A 25,871-nucleotide genomic window follows, 5' to 3' on the forward strand; every position below is an offset into this window, starting at 1 on the left:
ACGAGATGGCGCGCATCGCTTATGTGGACCATTCGTACCACCGCTCGACGCTGTCGACGGGTTTCCTCGTCGAGATCCTGCAGCGTCGCGGGCATGTGGTCGACCGCTTCTGGGACGAGGCCTGGCGCGGGGGCGCGCCGGTGCCCTGGTCCGACGTGCAGGGATATGACGTGGTCATCATGTTCCAGTCCTATTGCACGCCGCCCGCCAGGCATTTCCGGCACGTGCATCCCAACGTGATCTACGTTCCCATGCTGGACCAGTTCGCCTTGTGGCAGGGACCGGTGACGCCCCTCTCGGAATTCTGGGAGCCGTTCCAGGGTTCGAAGGTGCTGAACTTCTCCACGGCATTGCACGGCCTGACGAAGAGTTTCGGCATCGCCAGCCACTTCGTCCGCTACTACCAGCCGACGCGCCCTCCCGTGGCGCCGTCGGAGGGATTGCACGGCTTCTTCTGGGTGCGCCGGCAATCGCAGCTGCCCTGGGACTCGATCCGGCGCCTGATCGGAACGGCGCGCTTCGATTCGATGCACCTGCACCTGGCCGGCGATCCGGGATCGCCGCCGTCCGAAATGCCGCCCGAGGAAGACATCGCGCGGCATCGCATCACCACCTCCACCTGGTTCGAGGACAAGAAGGATCTCGAGGCCGTGCTGGATCGAGCCAATGTCTTCTTCGCGTCCCGCCTCGACGAGGGGATCGGGCAGGCGTTCCTCGAAGCGATGGGGCGCGGTCAATGCGTGGTCGCGCCGAATCAGGGCACGATGAACGAATACATCCTGCCGGGCTTCAATGGCCTGCTCTACGAACTCGATGCATTGCAGCCGCTGGATTTCTCGCAAGTGCATGTCTTGGGCGCGCGCGGCTGGGAAAGCGCGCGAGCCGGCCGCGTGCAATGGGAAGAGGCCGAGGAAGCGCTGATTCGTTTCATTCTGGCGCCGAGCGAGGGCCTCTATGCCGGCAAGTACCAGCATCCTTCCGTTCATGTCCAGGGTGCCGCCGCGGCCGGCGCGGTGAAGGTGGATGTGATGTCGCGCAAGATCGCAACCAGGTTGCGTCGCGTGGCTGGTTACGCTTTTTTCAGAAAGACGCGCTCGCTCTGGCATCCTCTGTTGCAATGGATGCGGCGACTCGTATCGCGCTAAAACCCCAGACCTCGATTCCAGGTACCCTCCAATCCAGAAACCTGGAGAACCCATTGCCATGACAACAAGAAAAGTCTTCGTCGCCGGACACAGCGGTCTGGTCGGATCCGCCACGCTGAAGGCACTCGCCGATCGCCCCGACATCGAACTGGTGACAGCCACCCATGCCCAACTCGATCTCGAGGACCGGGCTGCCACACGCGATTTCTTTCTGCGCGAGCGCCCCACCCATGTGGTGATGAGCGCGGCCAAGGTCGGCGGCATTCTGGCCAATTCGAACTTCCCGGTCGACTTCCTGCACAAGAATTTGCGCATTCAATTGAACGTGTTCGACGCAGCGCACGAAGCGCAGATGGAGCGGATGATCTTTCTCGGTTCCTCCTGCATCTATCCGCGGGACTGTCCGCAGCCGATTCGCGAGGACTATCTGTTGACCGGACCGCTCGAAGCCACCAACCGTCCGTATGCGCTCGCGAAGATTGCCGGCGTCGAATCGTGCTGGGCGTTCAATCGGCAATACGGGACCCGCTATCTCGCGCTGATGCCCACCAACATGTATGGCCCCGGCGACAACTACCACCCGGAACATTCTCATGTGCTTCCCGCGTTGATCCGGCGCTTTCACGAAGCCAAGCTGCGCAACGACCCGTCGGTGATGGTGTGGGGCTCGGGAAATCCGCGCCGGGAATTCATGTACTCGTCGGACCTGGGCGAGGCGATCCTCTTCCTGCTGACCTTGCCGCAGGATCGATTTGCCGAGTTGACGCGTGCCGATGTGACGCCGCTGATCAATGTCGGCGTCGGCACCGACGTCACGATCCGCGAGGTGGCCGAGCGCGTGAAGCAGGCCGTGGGCTATACGGGGGAATTGCGCTTCGATGCGAGCAAGCCCGATGGCACGCCGCGCAAGCTGCTCGACGTCCAACGCATGGCCGCGCTGGGCTGGACCGCGAAGACATCGCTGGAGACCGGTCTGCAGGCAGCGTACGCTGATTTCCTGCAGCGGCATGGGTAAGCCGCAGGGCTCGCTGAAACGCAGCGCCCTCTGGGCCGCCCGGGGAGCATGGTGGCTCGTCACGCCCTGGCGCTGGCCGGAGCGCGTGCGCTTCGTGCGCGCGCGCGCGGCCGCCGAGCTTCGCGAGCTCGAACTCGCCCGGTTGCTTGCGCGCACGACCGAACGCGGCGCATCGGCCGCTTTCATCGAACCGGTCGATCTCTTCGACAACGAGGCCGTCGCACGCCGCGTCGACCTGCCGTTGGATTCGATTTTCTGGCCGCCGGTCTCGGCGAGCGAGGTGGTCGATCTGCCATCGGCGGCGCGCTTCTGCATCGACCTGTGGCGTGAAGACGATCGGCTGCGACAGCGATTTCCACGCGCCTTTTCCGCGGATGCCTCGTCCTTCCTCGCTTCCTTGGGTGAATCGGATGGTCGAGGATTCGGCCTGTCTCCCGCCGCGCTGGCGCAATTGCAGCAGTTGCTGCGGTCGGACTTCGCGAGCCGCGCGCGTCAATACCTGCTCGTCGATTTTCCCGCGCGCGCCGAATTGCCCGACGGCTTGTTGCCGACCGGCAATGCCGAATTGCTGCGCTGGTACCTGCGCCATGCAAGATTCGATGCCAACCTGAGTCTGGAGGAAGTCTGGTGGCTTTTTCTCGAAGCCGCCCAGGACCCGCAGCGTGAACTCACGCGTGCCTATCTGTTCACGCCCGCCTGGCAATCGGAGCGTCCCGATGCCCTGACCGTCTTTGGCCGGGAGGGGTTCGTGGCCTGGTTCAGGTCGGCATTCGGCGCCGATGGGAATTGGCTCGATGTCTCCCATTGGCCCGAATGGCAGGCGCCCGCCATGCAGCTTCGCATCGGCTATGCGGCGCATGGCGATTGGCGCGAAGCATTCCCGGATGCGTTGTTCTCGGCGGATCGCGCGCGCGAATGGCTGTCCTGGCTCGCATCGTTCGAAGGCCCGCTGGACGAGGCGCCGCGCAACTGGTGCCGGCAATTGGACGTCGATGCCACCGTCGAGGCGCTCATGCGGCCGGGCGCCAACATCGTGGGGCACTTCTGCTATCCCTCGGGCCTTCGGGTGTCCGCCGAAAGCCTGGTCCAGGGATTGGCCGCGGTCGGCATTCCCGCCTCGCTGCGCGACCTGCACACGGACTTCACCGACGATCCGCGGCATGTCGATTTCGACGGAATGGAGTGTCATGACGTCACCATCATCCATGCCCAGCCGGTGCCTTTTTTCGAGCGGGCTTTCGAGCTTGCCAATCTGAGCGAACGCGTACCGCGCACCTATCGCATCGCCTACTGGTATTGGGAATTCGACACCATTCCCGTGTCATGGCTCGAGCAGGCCGGAACCGTCGACGAGGTGTGGACCGCCACCGAGTTCGTGGCGCGCGGGCTGCGCGAGCGCCTGCCGGTGCCCGTGCGCACGCTGTTCCCCGGCGTGAAGCTGGCTCCCTTCGAGCCACGCGGCCGCCGACATTTCGGCCTGAGCGATGATCGCTACACCTTCGTCTTCAACTTCCACATGATGAGCGTGATGGAGCGGAAGAATCCGCTGGGTTTGATCCGCGCGTTCAGGCAGGCCTTCCGGCCCGACGAGCCGGTCGAACTGGTGCTCAAGACTTCATCGGGCGAGCGCCATCCGCAGCAGTTCCAGCAGTTGCGCGACGCGGCTGCGCAAGCCGGCGTCACGCTGATCAACGAGGTCTACAGCGCGGCGGACGTGCTCGCGCTGATCGATGCCTGCGATGCCTACGTTTCCCTGCACCGCAGCGAAGGGCTGGGGCTGACGATGGCCGAGGCGATGCTGCTCGGGAAGCCGGTGATCGCCACGAACTTTTCAGGCAATGTCGATTTCATGGACGAGGACAACAGCCTGCTGGTCCCCTATGAGATCGTGACGCTTCACGAGGCCATACCGCCCTACGGTGCCGGACTGAAATGGGCGCAACCGTCGGAAGCGCATGCGGCGCAATTCATGCGCCGGTTGTACGAGAACCAGGCATGGGGCCGCGAGCTCGGCGCTCGTGCACGCGAGAGCGCCAGAACGAGCATGTCCCTCGAGGCCAGCGGCCGGCGCGTACGCGCGCGGCTGGAAGAAATACGCGCGGCCCGCGGCCCCGCGCGGCATCCCGGCTGATCGTCGTCTGGTCCGCCCGCGAGCAGGCGGAGCGGTTCAGGACTCGGGCTCGGATCGGGACTCGGAGACGATCCGGCCGTGCTCGAGGTGGATCACGCGATTGCATTCCTTTGCAATCAGATCGGGCGAATGAGAAGCCAGCACCAGGATGCCCGATTTGGTCACCACTTCGCGCATCCGCTTCTCGGCCTTCTCGGTGAATTCCGCATCGCCGACCGACAGCCATTCGTCCATCAGCAGGATGTCGGACTGGATGCTGGTCGAGATCGAGAACGCCAGCCGCATCAGCATGCCGGTGGAGTAGGTGCGCACCGGCATGTTGACGTACTCGCCGAGGCCGCTGAACTCGCAGATGTCCTGCGTCAGCTTGTCCACCTGCTTGCGGCTCATGCCCATCACGAGGCCGCGCAGCATGATGTTCTCGATGCCCGTGGCATCGACCTCGATGCCGAGCACAGGATCGATCAGGCTGGAGACGGTGCCCTGGCGCGTGAACGAGCCCGAGGTCGGTTCGTAGACGCCCGCGAGGGTGCGCAGCAGGGTCGACTTGCCCGCGCCGTTGTGGCCGACGAGCCCGAGCCGGTCGCCGCTGCGCAGCTCGAAGCTGACGTCGCGCAACGCCTGCACGACCGTCACGCCGGTCTCCTTGCCGAGGCGCCCACCCGTCACCGAGGCGGCCAGGGTGTTGCGAAGCGAACTGGCACCGGCGCCGTAGATCGGGAAGCTGACGGAGACGTTCTGGAGGGAAATCAGGGCCATGGGCAATCAGAGCCAATAAACGACGCGGCGTCGGTACTTCACGAACAACAGGCTGGCGCCCACGATGCTGACGACGGTCCAGCACAGGATGCCGAGCCAGTCATGCACGCTGGCCATGCCGCCCATCAGCGGGGTGCGCAGCAGGTCGAGCATCTGCGCCAGCGGATTCCACAGCACGTAGCGCGCGCGTCCCGGCAGGTTCTCGGGCAGCCAGAACACCGGCGTCAGGAACATCAGCATCTGCATCAGGCTGGTGACGATCTGCGTGATGTCGCGAAAGCGCGTGCAGACCAGGCCCAGCACCAGGCCGATGGCGTGTGCGTTCACCAGCAGCAGCAGGAAGGCGGGAAAGAACAGCAGCACGTGCCACGACAGCGAAATGCCGGCCCACAGCGCCACCGGCACGTACAGCACGATCTGGTGGGCGAACTGGATGATGTTGCGCCCGAGGCTGCGCCACACGAACAGCGTGATCGGGAAGTAGCCCTGCTTCAGGTAGTGCGAGGAATTGACGAAAGTGTGGCAGGCGTCGGTGACGATGCTGGAGAACAGCCCCCAGAAGATCACGCCGAGCGCGAGGTGGGGGAAGAAGCGCGACAGCTCGGTGCCGAACAGCGCGCTGTACAGCGGGCCCATGCCCGCGATCATCACGCCCATGCTCAGCGTGAGCCAGATCGGTCCGAGCAGCGAGCGGCGATAGCGCAGGACGATGTCGAACCAGGCCAGGGTCCACCAGATGTCGACGCGGCGGGATCCTTCCCACCAGTCGGTCCACGCGTTGCGATGAAGATTCGAATGTGCTGTTGCGCTCATGCTCGCCCATAGGTGTCCGCGAGGCGGACGATGTCGTCTTCTCCCAGGTAGCTCCCGCACTGCACTTCGATCAGCACCAGCTCTTCGTGGCCGGTGTTCGTCAGGCGATGTTTTTCCTGGAGTGGAATGTAGCGGTATTGGCCGCGCACGGTCTCGTGCTCGACCTCGCCGATCTGCACGATGCCTTTGCCTTGGACCACGACCCAGTGCTCGGCGCGCTGGTGGTGGTATTGCAGCGAAAGCGACTGGCCCGGCTTGACCGTGATGCGCTTGACCTTGTAGCCGTCTTCTTCCTTGAGCGACGCATAGGTGCCCCAGGGACGATGGACGGTGGCCGGCAGCTGAACGGTCTCGTGCTTGCGCGATTTCAGCAGGTCCACGACCTTTTTGACCTGCTGCGCGCTGTTCTTGTGCGCCACCAGCAGCGCGTCGGGCGTGTCGACGATCACGAGGTCATGGACGCCGAGCGTGGCCACCACCTTGGCGCCATGGCTCTCGACCTGGACGTGCGTGCCGGTGGTGTCCACGGCCACGACGTCATCCGGCAGCGTGTTGCCGTTGGCATCCGCCGGATGGGCACTCGCCACGGCGGGCCAGGAGCCCACGTCGTTCCAGGAGAACTTGGCGGGCACCACGTGCACGTTGTCGGCCCGCTCCATGACGGCGTAGTCGATGCTGATGTCGGGTTGCAGTCCGAAGGTGTGCAGGTTGAAATCGAGGGTGCTGCCGTTGCGCGTGGCATTGCCCATGGCGTTGCGGGCGGCACGCAGAACCTCGGGGGCCTGCTTTTCGAACGCGGCCAGGATGCTGGCGGCGGTGAAGCAGAACATGCCGCTGTTCCAGTAGTAGCGCCCGGTTGCCAGATATTCCTGGGCCGTGGCGAGGTCGGGCTTCTCGACGAAGCGCTTGACCGGCTGGCTCTGGCGCGAGACGCGGTCGACCTCGACGTAGCCGAAGCCGGTTTCGGGCGCGGTGGGCGCGATGCCGAACAGCACCAGCGAGCCCTCGTTGGCCAGTCGGAAGGCTTCGCTCGCGCTGGCGACGAAGGCCTCGACGTCGGGGACGAGGTGGTCGGCGGACAGCACCAGCATCACCGTATCGCCACCGAACTGCTGTTCGCATTGCAGTGCAGCAAGCGCGATCGCCGGCGCGGTGTTGCGGCCCTTGGGCTCGAGCAGATAGGTGGTGTCCGGCGGATCGCTCATGCCGTCGAGCACGTCCTTGGTCAGGAAGAAGTGATCCTTGTTGGTCACGATCATCAGATCGCCCGTGCCGCAGGCCTGGCCCCGCTCGATCGCCTGCTGCAGCAGGGTCGAGCCCCCGAGCTTCATGAAAGGCTTCGGGAAGGCCTGGCGCGAAGCTGGCCATAGTCTCGATCCGGCGCCTCCCGACAGCACGACTGAAAGCACCCGCATTTTTCGAACCCTGTTTCTTTATGGAGCGATAATTTTACCGACCCCTGCCGGGGCGAGCCGTGAGCAGGCGTTCGTTGCGACGCCCCGCGCTGAAAGTGCGCACCACCGGCCTTTTCTTCGCGCGGCCATGGCCTCGGCGCGAGTTTTCGGAATGATCGACCGTATTTTATGAGGCCCACGCTGCCCGCCGCATCCACAGGGAGACGCCGACCCGCACGCCCCGCCGAGCTGACCAAGGCCCAATTGCAGGCCCGGGTGCATGCGCTCGAGCAGCAGGTGGCCGCCATGGAGCGCTCGACCAGCTGGCGGCTCACGGCCCCGGTGCGCTGGGCCAGCCGGGTGGTGCAGCGCCTGCGCGGCGGGCCGCCGCTGCCGGCGGGCATCGCGGGCGGCAACTACGCGGAATGGATCGCGCGGTCGGCGGCGCTGCAGGCGGGGCCGCTGGCGGCACTCGCGGCCGAGACGCAGGGCTGGTCCGAACGCCCGCTGATCTCGGTGCTGATGCCCACCTACAACCCCCAGCCGGCCTGGCTGCGCGAAGCCATTGCCTCGGTGCGCGCGCAGACCTACGACCGCTGGGAGCTCTGCATCGCCGACGATGCCTCGACCGATCCGCAGGTGGCGGCCCTCCTCGAGGCCGCGGCCGCCGAGGACAGCCGCATCCGCTGGGTCCGCCGGCCGGTCAACGGCCACATCTCCGAAGCCTCGAACAGCGCGCTGGCGCTGGCCGGTGGCGACTGGGTGGCGCTGATGGACCACGACGACCTGCTCGCGCCCGATGCGCTGCTGCGCGTCGCGCACGAGCTGCGCGCCCATCCCGAGGCGCGCATGGTCTATTCGGACGAGGACAAGATCGACGCCGCCGGCCGGCGCTACAACCCCTATTTCAAGCCCGACTGGAACCCCGAGCTGTTCCGCTCGCAGAACATGTTCTCGCACCTCGGGGTCTACCAGCGCGCGCTGGTGCTCGAGGTCGGCGGCTTCCGCAAGGGCTTCGAGGGCGCGCAGGACTACGACCTCGCGCTGCGCTGCATCGAGCGCATCGACCCGCTGCGGCAGGTGCGGCACATCCCGCACGTGCTCTACCACTGGCGCGCGCATGCCGAGAGCACGGCCCAGTCGGCCGGCGCCAAGCCCTATGCCGAGATCGCGGGCGAACGGGCCCTCGACGAGCATTTCGAGCGCATCGGCCTGGCCGCGCGCACCGAAAGCACGTCGCATGGCTACCGCACCCGGCTGGCGTCACCCGCGCGCTGGCCGAAGGTGTCGCTGGTGATCCCCACGCGCGATGCGCTGGGCCTGGTGCGTCAGTGCATCGAGAGCATCGTGGCGCTCTCGACCTACCCCGACTACGAGATCCTGCTGGTCGACAACGGCTCCACCGATCCCGAGGCGCTGCGCTACTTCGCCGAGCTGCGCGAGCAGCCGGGCTTCCAGGTGCTGCGCGACGACGGGCCGTTCGACTACGCGGCGCTCAACAACGCCGCGGTGGCACAGGCCCGGGGCGAACTGGTGGCGCTGATCAACAACGACATCGAGGTCATCACCCCCGACTGGCTCGAGGAGATGGTGGCGCTCGCGCTGCAGCCCGACGTCGGCGCGGTGGGCGCGAAGCTGCTCTACCCCGACGGCACGGTGCAGCACGCGGGCGTGGTGCTGGGCATCGGCGGCATCGCCGGCCATGCCCACAAGCACCTGCCGCGCGCGGAGGGCGGCTACTTCAACCGCGCGCAGCTGATCCAGTCCTTCGAGGCCGTGACCGCGGCCTGCCTGGTGGTGCGCAAGGCCGTCTACCGGCAGGTGGGCGGGCTCGATGCCGACCACCTCAAGATCTCGTACAACGACATCGACTTCTGCCTGCGCCTGCGCGAGGCCGGCTACCGCAACGTCTGGACGCCGCATGCGGAGCTCTACCACCATGAATCGGCCACCCGGCCGCGCGACCTGGATCCGGCCCAGCGCGAGCGCGCGGCGCGAGAAGAGAACCACATGAAGACCCGCTGGGCCGCCGTGCTCGACCGAGATCCCGCCTACAACCCGAACCTGAGCCTGGCCTCGGAAGACTTCGCGCTGGCCTGGCCGCCGAGGCCCGTGCCGGAGGTGCGGCCATGAATCGCCTCCTGCGTGCCTTGAGCTTCATCCCGAACGCTCTCTACAAGGGCGGTGGCCTCGGCGGCACCGCGCGCCGCGCCGTGAAGATCCTGCGCCAATCGGGCCTGCGCGGCGTGGTGCGCTCGGTCGGTGTGCTGCTGCGCAACGACGGCCCGCCGCTGATGGCCGATGCCTCTCGGCCCGACCGCTTCCAGTACCGCGAATGGGTCAAGCGCCACGACGCGCCGCTCGCGCCGGCGCAGCGCCAGGCGCTCGAGGCGCAGGCCGGCGGCTGGCCGCGCCGGCCAGGCTTCGTGCTGGTGATGGCGCTCGATGGCGCCGATGCGCAGCAGGCGGAGCGCGCCGTGGCTTCGGTGCGCGACCAGGTCTTCGCGCACTGGCGGCTGGTGCTCGCGGCCGGCCCGGGCACGGCGCAGGAGGTCAAGGTGCTGGCCGGCCGGCTGGCCGCGGCCGAGCCGCGCATCGAGTTCGCCGAGGCGACGCTCGCGCAGGCCTTCAACGCCGCCGACCCCGGTGCCGACGGCTGGCTCGCCGCCTGCGATGCGCGCGATGCGCTGGCCGCCGATGCGCTGTGGCGCGTGGCCGAGGCCGCCGTGGCCCATCCCGAGGCCGCGCTGATCTACACCGACGAGGACCGGATCGCGGCCGACGGGCAGCGCTCGGCGCCGTACTTCAAGCCCGACTGGAACCTCGACCTGCTGCGCTCGCAGGACTTCGTCTCGCGGCTGGCCTTCTTCGCGGCGCCGCTGCTGCGCGAGGTGGGGCGGCTCGACGAGCGCTTCGGCGACGCGGCGCGCTACGACCTGGTGCTGCGCGCGGCCGAACGCCTCGATGCGGCGCGCATCGTCCATGTGCCGAAGGCGCTGTACCACCGCCATGTGGCTTCCGAAGAGGCGGTGCATGCGATGGACCCGGCCGAGTACGCGCCCGAGGGCGGCGAGCGCGCGCTGCAGGCGCACCTGGCGCGCGGCGGCATCGAGGCCACGGCCGAGCGCGCGGGCGCCGGCTTCCGCGTGCGCCATGCGCTGCCGGCCGAGCTGCCGCTGGTGTCGCTGTTCATTCCCACGCGCAACGGCCTGAAGCTGGTGCGCCAGTGCATCGAGAGCATCCTCGAGAAGACCCTCTACCCGCGCTACGAGATCATCCTGATCGACAACGGCTCGGACGACCCCGAGGCGCTGCGCTACTTCGAGGAGATCTCGGCGCGCGCGGGCGTGCGCGTGCTGCGCGACGACAGCCCCTTCAACTACTCGGCGCTCAACAACCAGGCCGCGGCGGTCGCCAGGGGCGAGGTCTTCGGCCTGATCAACAACGACATCGAGGTGATCTCGCCCGACTGGCTCGGCGAGATGGTCTCGATCGCGCTGCAGCCCGGCGTGGGCGCCGTGGGCGCGCGGCTGTGGTATCCCGAGAACACGCTGCAGCATGCGGGCGTGGTGCTGGGCTACCGCGGCGGCGTGGCCGACCATGCGCACCGCCGGCTCGGCCAGGGCGACGCCGGCTACTTCGGGCGCGCGGCGCTGCTGCAGGGCTTCTCGGCCGTGACGGCCGCCTGCCTGATCGTGCGGCGCGCGCTCTACGAACAGGTGGGCGGGCTCGACGAGAAGAACCTCAAGGTCGCCTACAACGACGTCGACTTCTGCCTGCGGCTGCGCGAAGCCGGCTACCGCAACGTCTGGACGCCCCATGCCGAGCTCTACCACCACGAGTCGGCCACGCGGCCCTCGGACCTGTCGGAGGCGCAGATCCAGCGCTTCCTCGGCGAGGAGGGCTACATGAAGCAGCGCTGGGGCGAGTTGCTGTTCAACGACCCGGCCTACAACCCGAACCTGAGCCTCGCGATCGAGGACTTCAGCTATGCCTGGCCGCCGCGCGCGCCGAAGGGGCTGGCGCCATGAGCGAGGTGGCGGCTTCTTCCGCCGGGGCACTGACCGTCTCGGTCGCCCTGTGCACCTACAACGGCGAGCGCTTCGTGCGCGAGCAGGTCCGCAGCATCTGCCTGCAGACCCGGCCGCCGATGGAGATCGTGCTGTCCGACGACGCCTCGCGCGATGCCTGCGTCGAGGTGGCCCGCGCCACTGTCGAGGAATGCCTGCGCGAGCGGCCCGGCCTCGCGATCGCGCTGCGCGTCATCGTCAATCCCGTCGGCCTGCGCGTGGTCAAGAACTTCGAGCAGGCGGTGCGCGCCTGCGGCGGCACGCTGATCGCGCTGTCGGACCAGGACGATGCCTGGGTGCCCGAGCGGCTCGAGCGGCTGGTGGCCGAGTTCGAGCGCCGGCCCGAGCTGCGGCTGCTGCACTCGGACGCGCGCCTCGTCGACGCCCAGGGCGCGCCGCTGGGTGGCACGCTGTTCCATGCGATCGAGGTCACGGCCAGCGAGCTCGAGCGCATGCATGCGGGCCAGGCCTTCGACGTGCTCCTGCGCCGCAACATCGTCACCGGCGCGACCACGGTGTTCCATCGCGAGCTGCTCGACGCGGTGCTGCCGTTCCCGGTCGAATGGGTGCACGACGAGTGGATCGCCACGGTGGCCTCGGCCTTCGCGCGCATCGACACCGTCGAGGCGCAACTGATCGACTACCGCCAACATGGCGGCAACCAGATCGGCGCGCGGCGCGACACCTTCATGGAGAAGGTGCGCAAGGCCCTGGCCTCGCGCGGCACCACCCACGTCGAGCGCGCGCGCAAGGCCGAGCTGCTGCTCGAGCGCCTCGAGCAGGTGGCGCGCGCGGGCCGCCCGGTGACCGCCGACACCCTCGACAAGCTGCGCGGCAAGATCGTGCACCAGCGCTTCCGCACGCAGCTGCCGGCCTCGCGCTGGGCGCGCGTGCTGCCGATCCTGCGCGAGGCCCGGACCGGTCGCTACGACCGCTTCGGCCGCGGTTTTCGCGGCGTGGTGCGCGATCTGTTCGAATCCGTCTGATCCATTCCCGAGCCCTCCGTGAGCCACATCCCCCAGACCCCCGCCTCCGCGCCGCCGACCGTGGTGGTCGTGATCCCGTTCTACAACGGCTCGGCCTTCATCGAGCGCTCGGTGGCGAGCGTGTTCGCGCAGTCGATGCCGGCCAGCGAGGTCATCGTGGTCAACGACGGCTCGCGTCCCGAGGAGCGTGCCAGCCTCGACGCGCTGGCCGCGCGCTTCCCGTTCCGCATCCTCGACAAGGAGAACGGCGGCCAGGGCTCGGCGCGCAACGCCGGCGTGGCGGCCTCGACGGCCGAGTACATCTGCTTCCTCGACCAGGACGACTTCTACCTGTCGAATCACATCGAGATTCTGGTCAAGGGCATCCCGGCCGACGACCCGCGCCTGGGCTTCGTCTACGCCGACCTGGCCGAGGCCGATGGCGAGGGCAACATCATCCGCGCGGCGATGGTCAAGGACCACACGCTGCATCACCCGAAGACCAACATCTTCGAGATGCTGCGCCACGACATCTTCGTGCTGCCCTCGGCCGCGATCGTGACGCGCAAGGCCTTCGACGCGGTGGGCGGCTTCGACACCCAGTTCATGGGCTTCGAGGACGACGACCTGTTCCTGCGCATCTTCCGCAAGGGCTTCACGAACCACTTCATCGACAAGGTGGTCACGGTCTGGTGCATCCACACCGGCAGCACCTCGTTCGACATGCGCATGATCCGCAGCCGCTTCAAGTACTTCAAGAAGCTGGTCGGCATGTTCCCCGACGAACCCCGGCGCAACCGCTACGTGCTGCGCGACTGCCTGATGCCGCGCTTCGGCCGCTTCTTCATGGACCACGTGATCGAGGCGGTGAAGGCCAACGACCCGAACCGCGCCGAGATGAGCGCGGTGCTCGCCGAATACGCGGCGATCGTCTATGCGAGCCCGGCGGTCAGCGGCCGCAAGAAGCTCGAGCTGCGCGCCACCGTCTTCATGGCCGAGCACAGCCCGCCGGGGCTGATCCGCGCCATCGGCAAGCTGACGCGGCTGCCCGGGGTGCGCTCGTTGCGCCGATTGCTGGGCTGAGGGGCGGGGCCGATCAGGCCGCCTGGCGGCGCAGTCGGCGATAGCGCCAGAACGCGCTCGAAGCCCAGATCTTCAGCAGGCTGGTGACATGCCAGTAGAGGTACTTGCCGCTGCGGTGGCTCGCGCGCTGCGCGTCGTGCCGCGCGCGCAGCTGCTCGCCGACCTGCAGCCGCCAGCCAGCCAGCTGCACCCGCGCGCAGATGTCGAAGTCCTCGCCGTACATGAAGAAGCGCTCGTCGAAACCGCGCACGGCGGCATAGGCCTCGGCGCGGAACAGCATGAACAGGCCCGGCACCCAGGCCGGAACCGTGGGGCGTGCATAGCCGGGCTTCTTGCGCGTGAGGATCTCCAGCGGCGTCAGGATGTCGCGGTGCTGCTCGGGCTCGCGCTTGCCGGGCTCCATGATGCGCGGCGTGAGCAGCCCCGCGTCGGGCGCGGCCAGGGCGATCAACGGCGCCAGCACATCGGCATCGAAACGGATATCGGGGTTGAGCACCAGGAACCATGGCGTGGCGCAGCGCTCGAAGGCCTGGTTGTGGTTGGCGCCGAAGCCCTTGGGCTGCGCGTTCTCGATGCGTTCGAGCGCGAAGCCCCAGGCGGCGCCGGCCAGCGGCGCGTCGGACTCGGGGATGTTCAGCGTCAGCACCACCTTGGCCACCTGTTCGCGGCTGAAGCGGTCGATCTGGTCGAGCAGGGGGCGCACGAGTTCGAGCTGCCCGTGGCTCACGATCGAAATCGTGACGGCGGGGGAGGTCGTAGCGGGGATGGCCATGGTCTAATTTCGCCCGGGGATTCTAGGGGCCCCGCTACCACCCATGATTGCCCTGATCGTCATCAGCTTCTTCGTCTCCGCCTTCGCGGTCCAGATCTTCATGCGCCGCGCGCGCCGCCATGCGCGGCTGTACGGCGCCGACATGCCGCAGCGCTTCCACAAGGGCCATGTGCCGCGGCTGGGGGGCGCGGGCATCATCCTCGGCATGGGCGTGGCCTGGCTCGCGGCCGGCATCACCGGCACCGATCCGTTCAACGTCTCGTGGCCCGTGTCGGCCTCGATGCTGATGCTGGTCTGCATCCTGCCGGCCGTGCTCGGCGGCATCGTCGAGGACGTCACGCAGCGCGTGCAGGTGCGCTGGCGGCTGATGCTCACCCTGGGCGCGGCGCTGCTCGTGTGCTGGGTGCATGGCCTGAGCCTCGCGCGCACCGGCATCCCGCTGGTCGACGGCTGGCTCGCGGCCGTGCCCTATGCCTCGGTGCTGTTCGCCGCGCTCGCGATCGGCGGCCTGCCGCATGCCTTCAACATCATCGACGGCTACAACGGCCTCGCGGGCACGGTGGCGGTGCTGGTCTGCCTCGCGATCTCGCACGTGGCACTGCAGCTCGGCGACCGCCAGCTCGCGGCCATGATGGTCTGCCTGGTCGGCGCGACCTTCGGCTTCCTGATCTGGAACTATCCGCGCGGCAAGATCTTCGCGGGCGACGGCGGCGCCTACGTCTGGGGCATGGTGATCGCCGTGGCCTGCGTGACACTGGTGCAGCGCCACCGCGTGGTCTCGCCCTGGTTCCCGATGCTGCTCTTGATCTACCCGGTGTGGGAGACCCTGTTCTCCATCTACCGCAAGCTCGCGCGCGGCCAGTCGCCGGGCACGGCCGACGCGCTGCACTTCCACCAGCTGATCTTCCGCCGCATCGTGCGCGTGGCCTTCGCCGACGACGAGGCGCGCCAGCTGCTCGCGCGCAACAACCGCACCTCGCCCTACCTGTGGATCTTCGCCGCGATGTCGGTGGTGCCGGCGGTGCTGTTCTGGAACAACACCCTGGTGCTGATGTTCTTCTGTCTTCTGTTCGTCACGACCTACGTCGGCGCCTACCTCATGATCGTGCGCTTCAAGGTGCCGCGCTGGCTGCGGCCCTGACCGTTCGTCTTTGCGAGAATCCCGTCCCATCGTCCACCGTCCCGGAGCCTGACCGCCCATGACCGACCCCGTCCTCAACATTCCCCCGCGCGACAAGGCCGAGATCCTGGCCCAGGCGCTGCCGTACATTCGCAAGTTCCACGGCAAGACCATCGTCATCAAGTACGGCGGCAACGCCATGACCGACCCGGCGCTGCAGGCCGACTTCGCCGAGGACGTGGTGCTGCTCAAGCTGGTCGGCATGAACCCGGTGGTGGTGCACGGCGGCGGCCCGCAGATCGAGGCCGCGCTCAACCGCCTGGGCAAGAAGGGCAGCTTCATCCAGGGCATGCGCGTGACCGACGCCGAGACCATGGAAGTCGTCGAATGGGTGCTGGCCGGCGAGGTGCAGCAGGACATCGTGGGCCTGATCAACCAGGCCGGCGGCAAGGCCGTGGGCCTGACCGGTCGCGACGGCGGCCTGATCCGCGCGCAGAAGCTCAAGCTGGCCGACCGCGCCGATCCCAACGTGCAGCACGACGTGGGCCAGGTCGGCGACATCGTCTCGATCGACCCGAGCGTGGTCAAGGCGCTGCAGGACGATGCCTTCATCCCCGTCGTGAGCCCGATCGGCTTCGGCGAGGAGAACGAGAGCTACAACATCAACGCCGACGTGGTGGCCGGCAAGCTGGCCACCGTGCTCAAGGCCGAGAAGCTGATGCTCTTGACCAACACGCCCGGCGTGCTCGACAAGGACGGCAAGCTGCTCACCAACCTGAGCGCGCGCGAGATCGACGACCTGTTCGCCGACGGCACGATCTCGGGCGGCATGCTGCCGAAGATCGAGGGCGCGCTCGACGCGGCCAAGAGCGGCGTCAATGCCGTGCACATCATCGACGGCCGCGTGCCGCACGCGATGCTGCTCGAAATCCTGACCGACCAGGCCTACGGCACGATGATCCGCGCGCGCTGAAGCCGCGCGTGTCGATGACGAACGTGTTCCGGCGCGCCGGCCTGCTGCTGGCGTGCCTGTTGCTGGGCGGTGCCCTGTCGGTGGCGCTCGGGCAGGATGCCAACTGGGACCTGCGCAACTACCACCTCTACAACGCCTGGGCGCTGCTCACCGGCCGTTGGGGGCTGGACATGTACGCGGCTGGCATCCAGACCTATTTCAATCCGCTGCTGGACATTCCCTACTACCACGCAGCGTTCATCCATCTCGTGGACCGCCCGCGGGTCGTGGCCTTCCTGATGGGGCTGCCCTTCGGCCTGCTGGCGTTCGCGACCGCGTCCATTGCCCGTTCCGCGGTACAGGATCTGCCGCTGCGTTCGCCGCGTCCGCTGCTGCTGGCCTTTTGCGCCGCCATCTTCGGCCTGTCGGGCGCCGCGACAGTGAGCCAGCTCGGCACCACCTTCAACGAGATCCAGGTCGCCGCGCTGGTGCTGCTGGGCGTGATGTGCCTGTTGCGCGCGCTGTCCGGCGAGGCCGATGCCCGCGGGCGCGGCCTCGGCTTCGTCCTGCTCGGCGGGCTGTTGTTCGGGCTCGCGGCGGGCGCCAAGCTGACGGCCGCTGTCTATGCGCCGGCAGCCGTGCTGGGGTTGTTCTGGGCCCGGCGCGGCTGGCGCGCCGGGCTGGTCCGCGGCGTCGCCTTTTCCGCGGCCTGGTCGGCGGGCTTCGCGCTCACCTATGGCTGGTGGGGGCTCTTTCTCTATCGGCAGACCGGCAATCCGGTCTTTCCGTTCTTCGAGTCGTTCTTCCGCTCCGGCATGGTGCCGCCGGTCAGCGCCCGCGAGATGCGCTTCATGCCCGAGACGACGCTGGAAGTGCTGTTCTACCCGTTCCACTGGATGGACGACTCGACACTGACGGTGGCCGACGTCGCATTCAAGGATCCGCGCTTCGCGGTCGCCTATGGTGCCTTGATCCTCGCGGGCCTCGGCCTGCTCGCCACGCGCCTGCGGGGTCGCGCGGATGCCGTGCGACCCCGGGTCCTGCTGACCGCTCGCCTGCGCTTCCTGCTGATCTTCTGCGGCAGCGCCTTCCTGGTCTGGATGGGGCTCTTCTCCATCCTGCGCTACCTGGTGCCGGTGGAAGCGCTGCTCGGCGTGCTGCTGCTGGTCGCCGTCGCCGTCCCGTTGGCCCGCGCCACGGGCCGTCCGGCATCGGGAACGGGCATGGTGCTGCTGCTGGTTGGCGCGGGCGTCGTCTCCGCCGCGGTCACGCGCTACCCCGAATGGGGCCGCCTCGAGCATGCGCCGCCGACGGCCGAGTTGGCCAATGTCAATTTGCCGCCGCACAGCCTGGTGCTGGCGTGGGCGCCGCCGCAGGCCTATGCGATGCCGTTCATCGAGCGGGCCAATCCCGGCACGCGTTTCCTCGGCGTGACTGGCGAGCTCGTGAGCGCGCGCGGCTACGGGCTCTGGACGCAATGGACGGCGCGGCTGCGCGCGCACCAAGGACCGGTGTTCATCATGCTGATCGACGACGAATTGCACTGGCCCGAGGTGCTGGGCGAACTGGGCTTCTCGCTGCCGCGCGAGCACTGCCAGAAGTTCAGCAGCCGGGTGTCGGGCGAGCTGAAGCTGTGCCCGCTGGTGCGCGAGGGTGCGGCGCCGGGCTGAGCCCTGGGATCGATGTCCGCCTTTCGGGGCCTCCGGGCGCACCGGAGGATGCGCTCACTGCTGTGCGAGAATCAATTGTTTACATCTTCCGCACGCGCCTCCCATGCAAAACGAAGAGACAGTCGTCCCCGGTGCAGAGACCCAGGCCGAAACCGCGCCGGCCGCCCCGGCGCGCAAGCGTCCCAAGCCCGGCGAGCGGCGCGTGCAGATCCTGCAGGCCCTGGCCGCGATGCTCGAGCAGCCCGGCGCCGAGCGCGTGACCACCGCGGCGCTGGCCGCCCGCCTCGAGGTCAGCGAGGCCGCGCTCTACCGCCACTTCGCGAGCAAGGCGCAGATGTTCGAGGGCCTGATCGACTTCATCGAGCAGAGCGTGTTCACCCTGGTCAACCAGATCCTCGAGCGCGAGGCCACGGGCAAGGAACAGGCGGCCCGCATCATCGCGATGCTGGTGCAGTTCGCCGAGCGCAATCCAGGCATGACGCGCGTCATGGTCGGCGATGCGCTGGTCTACGAGAACGAGCGGCTGCAGCAGCGCATGAACCAGTTCTTCGACAAGATCGAAGCCAGCATCCGCCAGGCGCTGCGCGAGGACCGCGCCGCCGAAGGCTCGGCCACGCCGAGCGTCGATGCGCAGGTGCGCGCGTCGGCGCTGACCTCGCTGGCGGTCGGCCGCCTGCAGCGCTTCGCGCGCTCGGGCTTCCGCCGCGAACCCTCCGAACACCTCGACGCGCTGCTCGCGCTGGTGCTCTGAACCGCTGAGGACAGGGCCGCACAGCGGCCGCGACTTATCGCCGGCATAGGCAATCGCAATCGAAACTGGTCATTCGATTGTTGAAAATAAACGGGCTCCCACAACCGATAGGAAAAGCCCAATGACCGAATCCCGCAAGCTCACCACCGAGAACGGCGCGCCCGTCGAGAACAACCAGCAGTCGCAGACCGCGGGCGTGAACGGCCCCGTGCTGATGCAGGACCATCACCTGATCGAGAAGCTCGCGCGCTTCGACCGCGAGCGCATCCCCGAGCGCGTGGTGCATGCGCGCGGCTCGGGTGCCTTCGGCACCTTCGAGGTGACGGCCGACGTCACGAAGTGGACCAAGGCGAAATTCCTCGGCCAGGTCGGCAAGAAGACCGAGGTGCTGGCGCGCTTCTCGACCGTGGCGCTCGAACTGGGCTCGGCCGACACGGTGCGCGATCCGCGCGGCTTCGCGCTCAAGTTCTACACCGAGGAAGGCAACTACGACCTGGTGGGCAACAACACGCCGATCTTCTTCATCCGCGATCCGCTCAAGTTCCCCGACTTCATCCATTCGCAGAAGCGCGACCCCTACAGCCACGTGCAGGAGCCCGACAACGCCTGGGACTTCTTCTCGCACTCGCCCGAGGCCACGCACCAGTTCACCTGGCTGTTCGGCGACCGCGGCATTCCGAGGAGCTACCGCCACATGGACGGCTTCGGCTCGCACACCTTCCAGTGGGTCAATGCGCAGGGCGAGGCCTTCTGGGTCAAGTACCACTTCAAGACCAACCAGGGCATCGAGACCTTCGTCGCGGAAGAAGCACAGCGCGTGGGCGGCGAGAACCCGAACCACCACCACCTCGACCTGCTGCACTCGATCGAGCGCGGCGAGTTCCCGAGCTGGCGCGTGCAGGTGCAGGTCATGCCGGTGGCCGAGGCGCAGAGCTACCGCTTCAATCCCTTCGATCTGACCAAGGTCTGGTCGCACAAGGACTATCCGAAGATCGACATCGGCATCCTCACGCTGAACCGCAACCCCGACAACTACTTCGCCGAGATCGAGCAGGCCGCGTTCAACCCGGCCAACTTCGTGCCCGGCATCGGCCCCTCGCCCGACAAGATGCTGCAGGGCCGCCTGTTCAGCTACGGCGACACGCAGCGCTACCGCCTGGGCATCAACCACACGCAGCTGCCCGTGAACCGGCCGCATGCGACCACGGCACGGAACTACGGCCGCGATGGCGCGATGCGCGGCGACGGCAACGGCGGCCGCGGCCCGAACTACGAGCCCAACAGCTTCAGCGATGCGCCGAAGCAGAGCAACGAGCCGGTGTATGCGCCACTGCAGATCCACGGCTGGACCGGCAGCCACCAGTGGCAGCAGCACCCCGAGGACACCGATTTCGTGCAGGCCGGCGACCTCTACCGCCTGATGGACGAAGCCGCGAAGCAGCGCCTGGTGAACAACATCGCGGGCGGACTGGGCGCGGTCCGGCGGCAGGACATCATCGACCGTTCGCTGAGCTACTTCCGCCAGGCCGATGCCGACTACGGCGCGCGGCTCGAGAAAGCGATCCGGGCCGTGCAGGCCAGGATCAAGGGCGACGACACCAGCGTGCAGGTCGGCAAGCCTGCGCACGACGCCAGCAAGAGCTAGCGATCTCAGGCGGCGACCGCGACCCCCACCTTCGCGCCCGCCGCCACAATCTCCCCCCAGGTCGCATCGTCGACCCAGATCCCGTCGCGCTGGCGCGCCGCGCGCGCCTTGCGTTCGGGCTCGCCCGCGATCTGCACCGCGTCGAAGCCCTGGCCCGGTGGGCTGCGGCGCAGCCACTCGACGAATTCGCGTGACTCCTGGTCGAAGCTGGCCTGGGTGCCCAGGCGCTCGGGATCGATCAGCACGGTGAGCATGCCGTTGAGCACGCTGCGGCTGGTGTCGGCCGGCCGGTGCCAGGTGCCGCCGCCGGTCAGCGCGCCGCCCAGCAGCTCGCAGGCCAGCGCCATGCCGTAGCCCTTGTGCTCGCCGAAGGTCATGAGCGCGCCGAACAGGCCGTTGCCCTGCGGCACCACCACCACGCCGGGGTCGTCGGTGGGCGCGCCGTTCTCGTCGATGAGGTAGCCCGGGGGCACGCGCTCGCCCTTGTTGTGGGCCACGCGCATCTTGCCCTGCGCCACGCGGCTGGTGGCGTAGTCGAGCACGAAGGGCTCGGCGCCCGCGAGCGGTATGCCGATGCAGCAGGGGTTGGTGCCGAAGCGCCCGTCGCCGCCGCCCCAGGGCGCGACCACCGGGCGCGAGAGCACGTTGACGAAGTGCATCGACACCAGCCCGTGCGAGGTCGCCATCTCGGCGAAGTGGCCGATGCGGCCCAGGTGGTGCGCATGCGCGAGCGTGAGGATGCAGCTGCCGTGGCGGCGCGCGCGCTCGATGCCGAGCTCCATCGCCTGCACGCCCACCACCTGCCCGTAGCCGTGCTGGCCATCGAGCGAGAGCATCGTGCCGATGTCGAGGTTGATGCGCACCGCCGCATTGGGATGCAGGCCGCCTTCGGCCACGGCGTCGATGTAGCGCGGCAGCATGCCCACGCCGTGCGAGTCGTGGCCGCTGAGGTTGGCGATCACGAGGTTGGCCGCGACCTGTTCGGCCTCGGCCTGCTGGCTGCCCGCGGCGCGCAGGATGCTCGCGACGGTGGATTGCAGGCTGTCGGCCTGCAGTGTTCTCGGCATGGTTCAGATTCCTTTGGCGTTCACGGTGATGGCGTAGAGCGAGGTGGTGGCGCAGACGAACAGGCGGTTGCGCTTGGGCCCGCCGAAGCAGACGTTGGCCACGCGCTCGGGCACGAGCAGCTTGCCCAGCAGCGTGCCGTCGGGGTGGTAGACATGCACGCCGTCGGCGGCGCTGGTCCAGATCCGGCCCTCGGTGTCGAGCCGGAAGCCGTCGAACAGGCCCGCGCTGCATTCGGCGAACACCTCGCCGCCGCGCAGGCTCTTGTTGTCGGGGTTGACGAAGAAACGGCGGATGTGCCGCGGCCCGTTGGGGTCATGGCTCGCACCGGTGTCGGCGATGTAGAGCATGTGCTCATCGGGCGAGAAGGCCAGCCCGTTGGGCTTCACGAAATCGTCGGCCACGCGCTCGACCGCGCCGCTGGCCGGGTCGATGCGATAGACATGGCAGGCCCCGATCTCGCTGTCGGCGCGCAGGCCCTCGTAGTCCGACAGGATGCCGTAGCTCGGGTCGGTGAACCACACGCCGCCGTCCGAATGCACCACCACGTCGTTCGGCGAGTTCAGCCGCCGGCCCTGCCAGTGCGAGGCCAGCACGGTGATCGAGCCGTCGTGCTCGGTGCGCACCACGCGGCGCGCCAGGTGCTCGCAGCTCACGAGCCGGCCCTGGCGGTCGACGGTGTTGCCGTTGGTGTTGTTCGCGGGTTCGCGCAGCACCGCGGCCTGGCCGTTGCGCTCGTCCCAGCGCAGCATGCGGTCGTTCGGAATGTCGGACCACACCAGCGTGCGCAGCGCGCCGAACCAGGCCGGGCCCTCGCACCAGCGCCCGCCGGTCCACAGCCGCTCGAGCCGCTCGGGCTTGGGCACCAGGCCCGTGAAGCGCGGGTCCAGCGCCTCGAAGCCGGTGCCTTCCAGTGCACCGAAGGGGAGTGTCGTCATCGGCCGCGTGCTCCTACATCACCGCGCCGACCTGCCAGGGCACGAACTCGTTCTGCCCGTAGCCGTGCTGCTCGCTCTTCGAGGGCGTGCCCGAGGCCGTGGCCAGCACCAGCTCGAAGATGCGCTGGCCCATCTCCTGGATCGAGGCCGTGCCGTCGACGATCTCGCCGCAGTTGATGTCCATGTCTTCCTCCTGCCGCTTCCACAGCGCCGAGTTGGTCGCGAGCTTGAGCGAAGGCGAGGGCGCGCAGCCGTAGGCCGAGCCGCGGCCGGTGGTGAAGCAGATCAGGTTGGCGCCGCCGGCCACCTGGCCCGTGGCGCTGACCGGGTCGTAGCCCGGCGTGTCCATGTAGACGAAGCCGTGCGCCGTCACCGGCTCGGCGTATTCGTAGACCGCCTCGAGGTTGCTGGTGCCGCCCTTGGCCACCGCGCCCAGCGACTTCTCGAGGATGGTGGTGAGGCCGCCGGCCTTGTTGCCCGGCGAGGGGTTGTTGTTCATCTCGCCCTCGTTGATGGCCGTGTAGTGCTCCCACCACTTGATGCGGTCCACCAGCTTCTGGCCCACCTCGCGCCGCACCGCGCGCCGCGTCAGCAGGTGTTCGGCGCCGTAGACCTCGGGCGTTTCGCTGAGGATCGCGGTGCCGCCGTGCGCCACCAGCAGGTCGACCGCCACGCCCAGCGCGGGGTTGGCGCTGATGCCCGAATAGCCGTCGGAGCCGCCGCACTGCAGCCCGATCGTGATGTGGGCCGCGCTGCAGGGTTCGCGCGTCACGGCATTGGCGCGCGGCAGCATCTCCTCGATCAGCGCCACGCCCTTGTCGACCGTCTTGCGCGTGCCGCCCGTGTCCTGGATGTTGAAGACGCGCAGGTTCTCGCCCTCGGCGAGGTTGCCGGTCGCGAGCCAGGCGTTGATCTGGTTGGCCTCGCAGCCCAGGCCCACCACCAGCACGGCCGCGAAGTTGGCATGCGTGGCATAGCCGGTCAGCGTGCGCTCGAGGATCTGCATGCCCGTGCCCTGCGTGTCCATGCCACAGCCGGTGCCGTGCGTCAGCGCGATCACGCCGTCAACGTTGGGATAGGCCGCGAGCGCCGCCGGGTTGGTCTTGCGCGAGAAGTGGTCGGCGATCGCGCGCGCGGCCGTGGCCGAGCAGTTCACGCTGGTCAGCACGCCGATGTAGTTGCGCGTGGCCACGCGGCCGTCGGCACGCCTGATGCCCATGAAGGTCGCCTCGCGCTTCGCGGGCGCGGGCTTCACGTCGGCGCCGAAGGCGTAGTCGCGCGCGAAGTCGCCCTTGTCAGGGCCCATGTCGAGGTTGTGCACGTGCACGTGCTCGCCGGGCGCTATCGCCTTGCTCGCGAAGCCGATGATCTGGTTGTAGCGGCGCACCGGTTCGCCGGCCGCGATGGCGCGCATCGCGACCTTGTGGCCCGGCGGTATCAGGCCGTGGACCTTGACCTCCTCGACGACGGTGCCGCCGAGCAGTTGCGAGCGCGCGATGACGACGTCGTCGGCGGGATGGAGTCTTATGTAGGGATTCATCGTCAGTAGAACATCTTCGGCAGCCACAGCACGAGCTTGGGCATGTAGGTGATCAGGCCCAGGCTCAGCAGCAGCGGCACCAGCCAGGGCAGGATGGCCATGGTCGTGCGCTCGAAGCTCAGGCCGGCCACGCGTGCCAGCACGAACAGCACCATGCCCATCGGCGGGTGCAGCAGGCCGATCATCAGGTTGAGCACCATCACGAGCCCGAAGTGGATCGGGTCGATGCCCAGCTGGGTGGCGATGGGCAGCAGGATCGGGACCAGGATGGTGATCGCGGCGGTCGGCTCCAGGAAGCATCCCACGAACAGCATCAGCAGGTTGGCGAGCAGCAGGAAGACCCAGGCCTCCTTGGTGAATCCCAGCACCCAGCTGGCGATGTCGGTGGTGACGCCGGTGGCCGTCAGCATCCAGCCGAAGATCGAGGCGGCCGCCACGATGAACAGCACCGTGCTCGTGGTCTCGATGGTGTCGAGGCAGACCTTGACGAACATCTTCCACGACAGCGTGCGGTACCAGGCGAAGCCCAGGATCATCGCCCACACGCAGGCCGCGATCGCGCCCTCGGTGGGCGTGAACAGGCCGGTCGTCATGCCGCCGATCAGCAGCACCGGCGTCATGATCGGCAGCAGCGCCTCGAAGCGGAAGAGCTTGTCGAGCACGAACAGCGAGGCCAGCCCGACGAACACCGAGAGCTGCGCCGGCGCGTCGAACTTCGCCACCACCACCCACAGCAGCAGCGGCCAGCCGATCACCACGGCCAGCTCCACCAGGGCCTTGAACAGCCGGGTGCTCGAGAACTTGATGTCCGCGCCCCACTTGTTCTTGTGCGCGTAGTAGGCCACCGTCAGCATCATCAGGATCGCCAGCAGGATGCCCGGCAGGATGCCCGCGAGGAACAGCGCGCCCACCGAGACGTTGGCCATCATCCCGTAGATCACGAAGGGCAGGCTCGGCGGGATGATCGGCCCGAGCGTGGCCGAGGCGGCGGTCACGCCCACCGCGAACTCGGTGGAGTAGCCGTGCTCCTTCATGGCCTTGATCTCGATGGTGCCCAGGCCGGCCGCGTCGGCGATGGCCGTGCCGCTCATGCCCGCGAAGATCACCGAGCCCAGCACGTTCACGTGGCCCAGGCCGCCCTTGAGCCAGCCCACCAGCGCGAGCGCGAAGTTGTAGATGCGCGTGGTGATGCCGGCGTTGTTCATCAGGTTGCCGGCGAGGATGAAGAAGGGCACCGCCAGCAGCGGAAAGCTGTCGATGCCGCCGACCATCCGGTGGATCACCACGAAGGGCGGCAGCGTGCTGTCGCTCACCAGGATGTAGACCAGCGAGGCGCCGGCCATGGCGATGGCCACCGGGATGCCGCCGGCCATGAAGACGAGGAAGATGATTTTCAGCATGGTGTGGGAACCGGGTCTGCCGTGGCCTCAGCGGTCGGCGAGGGTGGATTCGGGACGCTCGAGCACGCTGTAGCCGCGCCGCCAGTGGATGCGCAGCACCTGCAGCGAGCGCCAGGCCATCGCGGCGAAGCCGGCCAGGCACAGGCCGTAGACGATGTTCATCGGCGCATCGACGATGGTCATGCGCGTCTGGTTGCCGATCTTCATCATCATCTGCACCGTCATCACGATGGCCGCGACGAAGAAGGCCACGCGCAGCAGGTCGACCAGCCGCGACAGCCACAGCCCGGGCGCGCCGCGCAGGTAGCGGTAGAAGAAGTCGACCTGGATCTGATTGTTCTTGGCCACGCCGATCGCCGCGCCGATGAACACCACGCCGATCAGCATGTAGCGCGCGACCTCCTCGGTCCAGGCGGCCGAGTCGTTCATCACGTAGCGCGTGACGAACTGGTAGAACACGGTGAGCCCGAGCAGCCAGAACAGCGCGAGGGAGATCCAGCCCTCGGCGATGGTGTCGGAAAGGTCCACGACCTCGTCCTGCGCATGGAAGTGGCCTTCTTCGTCGATGATTTTCTCGTCGCTCAAAACGATCTCCTCGTGGGTGGTCGGCGCTCGCGGCACGGCCCTCCTCGCGCGCGAAAGG

General features: G+C 68.0%; 21 protein-coding genes. 12 read left to right on the forward strand and 9 right to left on the reverse strand.

Annotated features, from left to right (window positions below):
- The first annotated feature begins 5 nt into the window (after positions 1 to 5).
- The 3 genes from AC1HIL_RS08415 to AC1HIL_RS08425 are packed head-to-tail and all read left to right on the forward strand — an operon-like array spanning position 6 to position 4,291.
- Positions 6 to 1,145 carry a glycosyltransferase gene (locus AC1HIL_RS08415; protein ID WP_057598495.1) on the forward strand — a complete coding sequence of 380 codons (1,140 nt, stop codon included), beginning with the start codon at positions 6 to 8 and terminating at the stop codon, positions 1,143 to 1,145.
- A 58-nt stretch (positions 1,146 to 1,203) separates the two neighbouring features.
- Entirely contained in the window at positions 1,204 to 2,160 is a 957-nt protein-coding gene (locus tag AC1HIL_RS08420; protein ID WP_479671580.1) for a GDP-L-fucose synthase family protein, read from the forward strand.
- Positions 2,153 to 4,291 (forward strand): glycosyltransferase family 4 protein, encoded by a 2,139-nt coding sequence (locus AC1HIL_RS08425; RefSeq protein WP_479671581.1) that lies wholly within the window; start codon positions 2,153 to 2,155, stop codon positions 4,289 to 4,291. The genes AC1HIL_RS08420 and AC1HIL_RS08425 overlap by 8 nt, the downstream gene beginning before the upstream one ends.
- A gap of 36 nt (positions 4,292 to 4,327) precedes the next feature.
- Here AC1HIL_RS08425 and AC1HIL_RS08430 read toward each other — a convergent pair whose 3' ends face one another.
- Genes AC1HIL_RS08430 through AC1HIL_RS08440 form a run of 3 tightly spaced genes read right to left on the reverse strand, consistent with a single transcriptional unit; the run spans position 4,328 to position 7,278 of the window.
- The gene (locus tag AC1HIL_RS08430) at positions 4,328 to 5,050 is read right to left on the reverse strand and encodes an ABC transporter ATP-binding protein (RefSeq protein ID WP_057590923.1); all 723 of its coding nucleotides are present in this window, start codon (positions 5,048 to 5,050) and stop codon (positions 4,328 to 4,330) included.
- 6 nt (positions 5,051 to 5,056) lie between these two features.
- Complete coding sequence (locus AC1HIL_RS08435) at positions 5,057 to 5,863, reverse strand: ABC transporter permease (protein ID WP_057590924.1); 807 nt, start codon at positions 5,861 to 5,863, stop codon at positions 5,057 to 5,059.
- Complete coding sequence (locus AC1HIL_RS08440) at positions 5,860 to 7,278, reverse strand: mannose-1-phosphate guanylyltransferase/mannose-6-phosphate isomerase (RefSeq protein WP_057590925.1); 1,419 nt, start codon at positions 7,276 to 7,278, stop codon at positions 5,860 to 5,862. The genes AC1HIL_RS08435 and AC1HIL_RS08440 overlap by 4 nt, the downstream gene beginning before the upstream one ends.
- Positions 7,279 to 7,446: 168 nt before the next feature.
- Here AC1HIL_RS08440 and AC1HIL_RS08445 point away from each other — a divergent pair, with 168 nt between their 5' ends.
- From AC1HIL_RS08445 to AC1HIL_RS08460, 4 genes are read left to right on the forward strand one after another with little or no spacing between them, the layout of a single operon-like run.
- Positions 7,447 to 9,390: a glycosyltransferase family 2 protein gene (locus tag AC1HIL_RS08445; RefSeq protein WP_479671582.1), complete on the forward strand. Its 1,944-nt coding sequence runs from the start codon at positions 7,447 to 7,449 to the stop codon at positions 9,388 to 9,390.
- Positions 9,387 to 11,288 (forward strand): glycosyltransferase family 2 protein, encoded by a 1,902-nt coding sequence (locus tag AC1HIL_RS08450; RefSeq protein WP_479671583.1) that lies wholly within the window; start codon positions 9,387 to 9,389, stop codon positions 11,286 to 11,288. The genes AC1HIL_RS08445 and AC1HIL_RS08450 overlap by 4 nt, the downstream gene beginning before the upstream one ends.
- On the forward strand, positions 11,285 to 12,313 hold the full coding sequence (locus AC1HIL_RS08455; protein WP_479671584.1) for a glycosyltransferase family 2 protein: 1,029 nt from the start codon (positions 11,285 to 11,287) through the stop codon (positions 12,311 to 12,313). The genes AC1HIL_RS08450 and AC1HIL_RS08455 overlap by 4 nt, the downstream gene beginning before the upstream one ends.
- Before the next feature lie 18 nt (positions 12,314 to 12,331).
- On the forward strand, positions 12,332 to 13,375 hold the full coding sequence (locus AC1HIL_RS08460; protein WP_412179369.1) for a glycosyltransferase family 2 protein: 1,044 nt from the start codon (positions 12,332 to 12,334) through the stop codon (positions 13,373 to 13,375).
- Between the two features lie 13 nt (positions 13,376 to 13,388).
- Here the strand turns inward: AC1HIL_RS08460 and AC1HIL_RS08465 are convergent, their stop codons facing one another.
- Positions 13,389 to 14,147 (reverse strand): glycosyltransferase family 2 protein, encoded by a 759-nt coding sequence (locus AC1HIL_RS08465; protein ID WP_479671585.1) that lies wholly within the window; start codon positions 14,145 to 14,147, stop codon positions 13,389 to 13,391.
- 43 nt (positions 14,148 to 14,190) lie between these two features.
- Here AC1HIL_RS08465 and AC1HIL_RS08470 point away from each other — a divergent pair, with 43 nt between their 5' ends.
- The 5 genes from AC1HIL_RS08470 (at position 14,191) to AC1HIL_RS08490 (ending at position 20,285) form a co-directional block, all read left to right on the forward strand.
- Positions 14,191 to 15,288, forward strand: a complete 1,098-nt coding sequence (locus AC1HIL_RS08470) for a glycosyltransferase family 4 protein (protein WP_057590930.1) — start codon at positions 14,191 to 14,193, stop codon at positions 15,286 to 15,288.
- A gap of 58 nt (positions 15,289 to 15,346) precedes the next feature.
- Positions 15,347 to 16,240, forward strand: a complete 894-nt coding sequence (argB, locus tag AC1HIL_RS08475; RefSeq protein WP_057590931.1) for an acetylglutamate kinase — start codon at positions 15,347 to 15,349, stop codon at positions 16,238 to 16,240.
- A gap of 14 nt (positions 16,241 to 16,254) precedes the next feature.
- Positions 16,255 to 17,889 (forward strand): hypothetical protein, encoded by a 1,635-nt coding sequence (locus AC1HIL_RS08480; RefSeq protein ID WP_479671586.1) that lies wholly within the window; start codon positions 16,255 to 16,257, stop codon positions 17,887 to 17,889.
- Between the two features lie 103 nt (positions 17,890 to 17,992).
- Positions 17,993 to 18,640, forward strand: coding sequence for a nucleoid occlusion factor SlmA (gene slmA / locus AC1HIL_RS08485; protein ID WP_093353943.1), 648 nt, complete (start codon positions 17,993 to 17,995; stop codon positions 18,638 to 18,640).
- A 121-nt stretch (positions 18,641 to 18,761) separates the two neighbouring features.
- Positions 18,762 to 20,285, forward strand: coding sequence for a catalase (locus tag AC1HIL_RS08490; RefSeq protein WP_057590934.1), 1,524 nt, complete (start codon positions 18,762 to 18,764; stop codon positions 20,283 to 20,285).
- A gap of 5 nt (positions 20,286 to 20,290) precedes the next feature.
- On the opposite strand, the gene AC1HIL_RS08495 is transcribed toward AC1HIL_RS08490, so the two are convergent.
- From AC1HIL_RS08495 to AC1HIL_RS08515, 5 genes are read right to left on the reverse strand one after another with little or no spacing between them, the layout of a single operon-like run.
- Positions 20,291 to 21,352, reverse strand: a complete 1,062-nt coding sequence (locus AC1HIL_RS08495) for a malate/lactate/ureidoglycolate dehydrogenase (RefSeq protein WP_479671587.1) — start codon at positions 21,350 to 21,352, stop codon at positions 20,291 to 20,293.
- Between the two features lie 3 nt (positions 21,353 to 21,355).
- Positions 21,356 to 22,288: an SMP-30/gluconolactonase/LRE family protein gene (locus AC1HIL_RS08500; protein WP_479671588.1), complete on the reverse strand. Its 933-nt coding sequence runs from the start codon at positions 22,286 to 22,288 to the stop codon at positions 21,356 to 21,358.
- A gap of 13 nt (positions 22,289 to 22,301) precedes the next feature.
- Positions 22,302 to 23,828 carry a UxaA family hydrolase gene (locus tag AC1HIL_RS08505; protein WP_479671589.1) on the reverse strand — a complete coding sequence of 509 codons (1,527 nt, stop codon included), beginning with the start codon at positions 23,826 to 23,828 and terminating at the stop codon, positions 22,302 to 22,304.
- A 2-nt stretch (positions 23,829 to 23,830) separates the two neighbouring features.
- Positions 23,831 to 25,228 (reverse strand): TRAP transporter large permease, encoded by a 1,398-nt coding sequence (locus tag AC1HIL_RS08510; protein WP_261214998.1) that lies wholly within the window; start codon positions 25,226 to 25,228, stop codon positions 23,831 to 23,833.
- A gap of 27 nt (positions 25,229 to 25,255) precedes the next feature.
- Positions 25,256 to 25,813, reverse strand: a complete 558-nt coding sequence (locus tag AC1HIL_RS08515; RefSeq protein WP_479671590.1) for a TRAP transporter small permease — start codon at positions 25,811 to 25,813, stop codon at positions 25,256 to 25,258.
- Positions 25,814 to 25,871: the final 58 nt, after the last annotated feature.

This window comes from Variovorax sp. ISS6 (assembly GCF_056523145.1).